The organism is Loktanella sp. DJP18 (assembly GCF_049310965.1).
Lineage (GTDB): Bacteria > Pseudomonadota > Alphaproteobacteria > Rhodobacterales > Rhodobacteraceae > Loktanella.
Map to the genome: position 1 here is coordinate 1 of NZ_JBMERN010000159.1, position 6,873 is coordinate 6,873.

Below are 6,873 nucleotides of genomic sequence, written 5' to 3' on the forward strand. Positions count from 1 at the left end.
TATAGTTTCTGCGCTGACCGCCTGAGGTTACGATGCTTTTTTGGCCCCGCGACATCAGACTGCGGGACGCGCATCGACAAGCCGGGCACTGGCCGTTGTCCATACCTTTTTCTCAAGCGCCTCACTCTTAGATCGGAGGTTCAAGTAGGTATGCCAACGCATCCATTTGGGTTTTGGCGGAAACCGTCCAACCACCCCGTTCTCAGTCGGACCAAGCCTTCTGCGCAGGCGGATTGCTCTCGTAATTTTCCGGTGTTCGGGGCTGAGAAGTTCGACTTCGTAGCGACCGTCCGCGCAAATACGACAGACCTGCGGGTACAAGATGGCGCAGCGGCGACCACAGCTGGGACAAAGGAACCAATACCGGACACCCCCGAAGTGACAAGGTGTGGTGGTGATCCGCACCCACTGGGAGATGAGCCGCATTCCGCGTGGCAGATCTCGGCCTAAGTGACGCACATCAATCTGCGTTTGGCGCTCACAAATCATTAGGCAAACCTTTCTACTCAACCTCTGTCGGTAGCGTCCGTCAAGCTGGTGTAAATTCGGGTATGGCCATTCGCGGACATCGGTCAGGCGGCCTGTGTTGAAATGCCAAGAAGCAAGTCGACCTGAGCGGCGTCGATGAGGCTGAATGCCTCCACCAGCATGTAGCGGTGCTGGCCTTGCCGGTCGTCGTTCTGATCAAACAAAACTGCGCCGACCAGTCGGATGATCGACTGCTGGTTCGGAAAGATCGCCACGACATCAGCTCGGCGCTTCACCTCTTTGTTCAGGCGCTCAAGTGGGTTCGTGCTGTGTAGCTTGTTGCGGTGCTGGGCCGGGAAGGCCATATAGGCCAGAACATCGGCCTCGCGTTCATCTGTCATAGGGCATCTTCTCCGCCATCGGGTCGCTTAAGGCATACCAGTTCTGGAGGAAGTAGACGCGCAGCATGGTCTCCAGCGGCATCGGTGGGTGCCCGCCCTTCGGGCCGGTCTTCGGATAATGTGGTGTGATCAACCCCAGCAACCGACCCCAAGGGACTACTGCCTCAATCTCGGACAGGAACACCTCGCGCCGCGTCTGCTTCTTCTTCATCGCATCGCATCGCGAAGGCCAAGAAATGCAGGTTGCTTCGGCATCCTATGGGCTCCTTGCAGGGATGCCCAAGATTACCAGATCACGCTAAAAGCGGGAGTTTTTTTAGACGTTCCCTTAGGGCTTGCCAGAGCCAGATGATCTGCACTCCGGCAAGCTTAACAACCTACATCTGACCTATGTGCAACTGATGCAGGATCAAATTCTAATCGCTACTTCTGCAGTTCCGTCCAAATCGCGGTGTAATATTCGAGAGACTTCGCCGAACAGGTCGGCAGGAACTTCCCTGCTGCGGCCAATTCGGGTGGAATGTTGACCATCGGAGACGTTTTCATTGCCTCACCCATAAATTCTTCAGACCCGGTAATGCCGTTGGCGTAACGGGCGTATTCGGAAATTAGCGCCGCGTTTTCCGGAACCATGATGAAGTTGAGGAACTGGTAGGCCTCGTCGACGTTCTGCGCGTCCGACAGCAGTGCTACGGAATCCATGAACAGCGGGAAGCCTTCCTGTGGATAGCCGAACTTTACCTTGTCATTTTCCAGCGCCGCGCGAAACACGGCACCGTTCCAGTAGACTGACGCCATAGTATCGTTCGCCGCCAGTTTTTCGGACATGCCGTAGTCCATCGACTGCCAATTCGGCTTGGCCGCAATCAACACGTCACGGGCGGCCTTCAGCTTTTCGGTGTCCTCTGTGCAGGGCTCCCCGCCGACGTACCAAAGAGCCAGTGACACGATGTCGTTCATTTCCGGAGTGACATTGACCTTACCGACCAGTTCCTCGGGCGTGTCGAGGAAGATCGCGCTGGTGTTGATGTCGCCCTCGTAGGCGTCGCTGTTCACTGCGATGCCCGTCGCGCCGATCTGCCACGGGATCGAGAATTTGCGGCCCGGATCGAAGGCCACGTCCACCCACTGCGGCGCGATGTTGCCGTGATTGCTCAGCTTCGACAGGTCGAGTTCCTGGATCAGACCCTTCTCGCGCCAGATCGGGATATAGTTGGCCGAGGGCACGACGAGGTCGAATCCGTGGCCGCCCGCCTCGACCTTGGCCAGCGCCGTATCATTGGAGTCGTAGTCGGTGACGGTGACCTTGATACCGGTCTCTTCCTCGAACTTGGTCAGCAGCTCGGCGCTGGTGTAGTCGCCCCAGTTATAGAGTTGCAGTTCGCCTTCGGCATGGGCGGCGCCCGCGCAGAGGATGGCGACGGTGGATAGCAGTTTCATCATTGTATCTCTCCTTGTTGGTCGTTCAGGTGCGTTTTCGCGTTATCAGGAAGAAGGCGGTCAACAGGACCACCGTTAGCAACAGCAGCAGGGTCGAGATCGCGTTGACCTCTGCGCTGACCGACCGCCTGATCTGTGCCAGCATGTACGTCGGCAGCGTATCCTGCCCGGCGGATTTGACAAACAGCGTGATGACGACGTTGTCCAGCGAAGTGACGAACGCCAACATCAATCCGGCGATGGCCCCTGGCATGACCAGAGGCAGAGTAACATAGCGGAACGTCTGCCAACGTGTTGCATAGAGGTCAGCACTTGCGGTCTCCAGGCTCAGGTCCATCCCTGCTAGCCTTGCGCGGATAGGCAAGTAGGCAAAAGGCGTACAAAAAGCTGCGTGAGCCACAACCAGATAGCCGAGGCCCTGATAGCCGGTCGCGACCTTAATTGAGGAAAAAAATATCAGCAGTGCGACGGCGGTAACGATTTCCGGCACCATCAGCGGTTGATTGATCATTAGGTAGACGAAGCTTTGCCCTTTTGTCTGCCGCCTCCGCGTAGTGCCAAGAGCGGCCATCGTCGCGACGGCAGTGGCGATGATCGCGGCGGAGGTGGCGATTTGCAGTGACCGTAGCGTGGCTTGCTTCACCGCCTCGTTCTGCCAGGCCTCGGGATACCAGCGCAACGAGAAGCCTTCCCAGATCGCAACGCTGTCACCAGCGTTGAACGAAAATACGACCAGCATCGCGATCGGCAGATACAGCAGGATGAACACGGTCACCGCGATGGAGGCGAACCCCGGCAGACGGGCGATAGCGAAGGTGCGATCAGTCATGGGACTTGTCCTCGCCACCGGTCGCGAAGCGCGTATAGACGATCAGCGCACAGCTGACGATTACTAGCAGCACCACGGACAGGGCCGCGCCAAGGGGCCAGTTGCGCCCCTGCCCGAACTGCAATTCGATGAAATTGCCGATCATCATGTTGCGCCCGCCGCCCAGGATGCGGGGTGTGACGTACGCCCCCAACGCGGGGATGAAGACGAGGATCGAGCCAGAGATTATGCCCGGTTTGACAATTGGTACGATAACATGGCGCAGCAACTGCCAACGGCTGGCATACAGATCGTAGCCCGCCTGCAACAGGCGCATGTCGAACCGGTCGATGGCCGCGAACAGCGGCAGGACCATCAGCGGCAAATAGACATAGGTCATACCGACGAAGACCGCAAAATCAGTGTAGAGCATCACGATGGGTTGGCCGATCACGCCGGTCCACAGCAGGAAGGTGTTCAGGAACCCTTCGTTACGGATGATTTGGTTGATCGCGAAGGTACGGATCAGCAGGTTGGTCCAGAACGGAATTGTGATCAGGAAAAGCAGCCCCGTGCGCAGCCCCGGACTGCGGGTGGCGATGAACCATGCGGTCGGAAAGCCCGTAAGGAACGCAAACAGTGTGGTAAGCAGCGCCAGTTTGACGGAGCGCCAGAAAATCGACAGATGCGCATCGGCAAAGGTCAGCGTACCTTCGAAAATGTCGCGCTGCATGATGACGTTGAACCAGGCCTTGAACGACAGCACCCATTCGACGTTGCCGTATTGCCCGGGTTCGAGAAACGAATAGACCAGCATGATAAACAGCGGGCCGGTGGCACCTACCGCCAGCAGAACCAAAGCCGGGGCCGACAACAGCCAGCCGCGCCGGACCTCTGCGCGAGCCTTGGGGTCGGCGCTCATGCGGCCTCCGGCAGCACAATCAGTGCACCGGGTTCGAACTTCAGCGTGACCTCTGATCCTGGACGCAGGCCCACGTCGCCGGACGCGGGACTTTGCAGGCGGACGGTGATTTCCGTCCCGTCGTTTAACGCTACGAGGCAATGGGTATCGGTGCCAAAATACACGGTATGCGTGACCGTGGCAGGTATGCCGTCGCCCAGCGTGGTGCTGGTGATGCGGATCTGTTCCGGGCGGATAGCGGCGGTGACCTTGCCTGTTTTGGGAGCATCGGGACCATGCTCCACGGTCAGGCATGGGCCTGCATCCAGCGTCAGGAGGTCGCCGTCCAGCGTGCCGGTCAGGAAATTCGACTCGCCGATGAAGGACGCGACGAAGCGGTTTGCGGGCCGGGTGTAGATCGTGCGCGGATCGCCGACCTGCAGCAGATGCCCGGCATGCATGACACCGATCCGGTCGGACATGGTCAGGGCCTCTTCTTGGTCGTGGGTGACGAAGATAAAAGTAATTCCGGTTTCGACCTGAAGCCGCTTCAGCTCGATCTGCATCTCTTTGCGCAACTGCAGGTCCAGCGCAGACAACGGCTCGTCCAGCAGCAGCACCCTGGGCGCGGGTGCGAGCGCTCGGGCCAACGCCACGCGCTGCTGCTGGCCGCCGGACAGCTGTCCCGGTTTGCGGTCTGCCATCTTGTCCAGCCGTACAAGGGCAAGCATCCGCGTGACGGTGTCGGCGATCTCTGCCTTCGGGCGGCCCAACATTTTCAGTCCGAATCCGATGTTTTCGGCTACTGACAGGTGCGGAAACAGGGCGTAGGACTGGAACACTGTATTGATTGGGCGCTTGTTGGGCGGATCAAATGTAATATCGTTCCCATCTAGCAGGATCTGCCCGGTCGTCGGGCTTTCGAACCCTGCGATCAGTTTCAACAAGGTCGTCTTGCCGCAGCCAGAGGGACCCAGCAGGGTGAAGAACTCTGCTTTGCGTATCGTCAGAGATATGCCATCCAACGCGGTCACGGCACCTGCCCCCTGGCCATAAACCTTGCCAGAGTCACGGGCCTCCACGGCGATGTCGTCGGTCATGTATTACCCTCGCTTTGTCGTGATCAAAGCCAAATGCCCCGCGCATTAAAAGTCAATGGCGGCCATCGTCCGCTATTTTTGGTGGCCGCCGCCCAAACCATGGGCGTGCACGTTCCAGATCCGCGCAGAGTGCCATCAGAACCTCGTCCGCCCCGAAGCGCGCGGCCAGATGGATGCCGATGGGCAGACCTTCAGACCACACCAGAGGCACCGAAGCGGCGGGTTGGCCGCTTGCATTGAAGGCCGCAGCAAAGGGCGAATTGGGAAACACACGGTCCATGCGGTAGCCTACGTAATCTGTGGTGTCGTGGGACAGGTGACCGATCACGGCGGACGGCTCAGCCAGTGTCGGCGTCAACAGGATGTCGTAATCCTGAAAAAACGCGGCCATCTGCCGACCGTAGGCATGGATCGTGTCGATGCAGGCAATGTAGTCTGCGCCACTGATCGTGGCGGCATGATCCAGTGCGCCGCGAGTAACGCCTTCAATGTCATCCGCGGCCAAGGGCCGGCCCAGCTTGCGCAGTTTGGCCTGCACCGACTCGGCGGTGCCGCAGGCGACGATGTCGGTCCAGGCGTGCATCATCGCTATGGTATTGGCCTGCGCTGGTCGGGCGGGTGTTACGTGATGGCCCATGTCCGCCAACAGGCGCGCAGCGTCGTGCACGGCGTCTCGGCAGGTCGTGCTGATCGCCTCTCCGGTTAGGGTCGTGTCGCACAGGGCGATGCGCAGGGGCTGCTGCAGCGAGGTCTGGATGACCTGCATGAAGGGGCCCGACAATGGCGGCGCCGCGTAGGGTGCGCCAAGATCCGGCCCAGCACAAATATCGGTCAGCAGAGCTGTGTCTCGCACGCTACGCGTCAGGAAGCCCTCTATTGCCATGCCCGCCCAGCCTTCGCCAGCGTAGGGGCCATCCGGCAGGCGCGCGCGTGTTGCCTTGAAACCGAACAGCCCGCAATTCGAGGCAGGCACCCGGACAGATCCTCCGCCATCGGACCCGTGCGCCGCCGGAACAATGCCCGCGGCCACCGCCGCTGCAGCACCGCCCGACGATCCGCCGGGGGTGCGCGACAGATCCCATGGGTTTCGTGTCGGGCCACCATAGACGACGGCCTCGGTCGCGGTGCCGATGCCCATTTCGGGAGCCGTCGTGCGGCCAAAGGGCACAAGACCCGCCCCGGCCAGCCGGTCGAACATGGCAGAGTTGCGGCTGTAGGTCGTGTTGCGAAACAGGCGTGATCCGACATGGCAGGGGTAATCTACTGCCTCGCACCCCAGATCCTTAAGCAGAAACGGAACGCCCCGCAGCGGTCCGTCCGGCAGTCCGGCGGCAATTCGTGCGCGGGCAACGTCCTCTTTTATGTTGACGACGGCAATGATTGTGTCATTGACGGCGGCGGTCCGGGCCAGTGCGGTCTCCAGAAGTTCCGTCGGAGTCACGTCACCGCGAGTCACAAGGTCGGCCAGACCGATGGCATCATAGCTATCATAATATGAAAACATGTAATCTCCTGTTGTCGGAAGACAGTGGCAAGCCGCCCCTTGGGAGCCGCAGTCGGTCTGATTCGACCCAGTGTCAGTTTGCCGTCAAATGACAAAACCTATGCTGAATAAAGTTGGCGACACTCGGAAAGAGCAGCGGCACGGTTGAACTGGAAGTTGTGGCGTTAAGAAAAATGGCAATCCTGATTGCAATGGTTGTGGGGGTCACAGTGGTCTTGTCGCGGTTTGGTGCCGCTCCTTTGATAGCATAA

General features: G+C 59.5%; 5 protein-coding genes and 2 pseudogenes. All 7 read right to left on the bottom strand.

Translation table 11 applies throughout. The features are described from left to right. Positions 1–572: 572 nt before the first annotated feature. A pseudogene (locus ACOI1H_RS22445) lies at positions 573–869 on the bottom strand (transposase); the annotation flags it as partial. Continuing rightward, positions 865–1,080, bottom strand: a pseudogene (locus tag ACOI1H_RS22450) (transposase); the annotation flags it as partial. The pseudogenes ACOI1H_RS22450 and ACOI1H_RS22445, both read right to left, overlap by 5 nt. A gap of 212 nt (positions 1,081–1,292) precedes the next feature. Next, positions 1,293–2,312 carry an extracellular solute-binding protein gene (locus ACOI1H_RS22455; protein ID WP_422440325.1) on the bottom strand — a complete coding sequence of 340 codons (1,020 nt, stop codon included), beginning with the start codon at positions 2,310–2,312 and terminating at the stop codon, positions 1,293–1,295. Between the two features lie 22 nt (positions 2,313–2,334). Beyond that, positions 2,335–3,138, bottom strand: coding sequence for an ABC transporter permease (locus ACOI1H_RS22460; RefSeq protein WP_422440326.1), 804 nt, complete (start codon positions 3,136–3,138; stop codon positions 2,335–2,337). Next, positions 3,131–4,039 (bottom strand): ABC transporter permease, encoded by a 909-nt coding sequence (locus tag ACOI1H_RS22465; RefSeq protein ID WP_422440328.1) that lies wholly within the window; start codon positions 4,037–4,039, stop codon positions 3,131–3,133. The genes ACOI1H_RS22460 and ACOI1H_RS22465 overlap by 8 nt, the downstream gene beginning before the upstream one ends. Next, positions 4,036–5,118, bottom strand: a complete 1,083-nt coding sequence (locus ACOI1H_RS22470) for an ABC transporter ATP-binding protein (RefSeq protein ID WP_422440330.1) — start codon at positions 5,116–5,118, stop codon at positions 4,036–4,038. The genes ACOI1H_RS22465 and ACOI1H_RS22470 overlap by 4 nt, the downstream gene beginning before the upstream one ends. A gap of 52 nt (positions 5,119–5,170) precedes the next feature. Continuing rightward, complete coding sequence (locus tag ACOI1H_RS22475) at positions 5,171–6,622, bottom strand: amidase (protein ID WP_422440332.1); 1,452 nt, start codon at positions 6,620–6,622, stop codon at positions 5,171–5,173. Positions 6,623–6,873 lie beyond the last annotated feature (251 nt).

Coding starts and splice junctions, on each gene's coding strand:
- ACOI1H_RS22470 (WP_422440330.1), bottom strand. CDS start 5,118: ATGACCGACGACATCGCCGTGGAGGCCCGTGACTCTGGCAAGGTTTAT.
- ACOI1H_RS22455 (WP_422440325.1), bottom strand. CDS start 2,312: ATGATGAAACTGCTATCCACCGTCGCCATCCTCTGCGCGGGCGCCGCC.
- ACOI1H_RS22460 (WP_422440326.1), bottom strand. CDS start 3,138: ATGACTGATCGCACCTTCGCTATCGCCCGTCTGCCGGGGTTCGCCTCC.
- ACOI1H_RS22465 (WP_422440328.1), bottom strand. CDS start 4,039: ATGAGCGCCGACCCCAAGGCTCGCGCAGAGGTCCGGCGCGGCTGGCTG.
- ACOI1H_RS22475 (WP_422440332.1), bottom strand. CDS start 6,622: ATGTTTTCATATTATGATAGCTATGATGCCATCGGTCTGGCCGACCTT.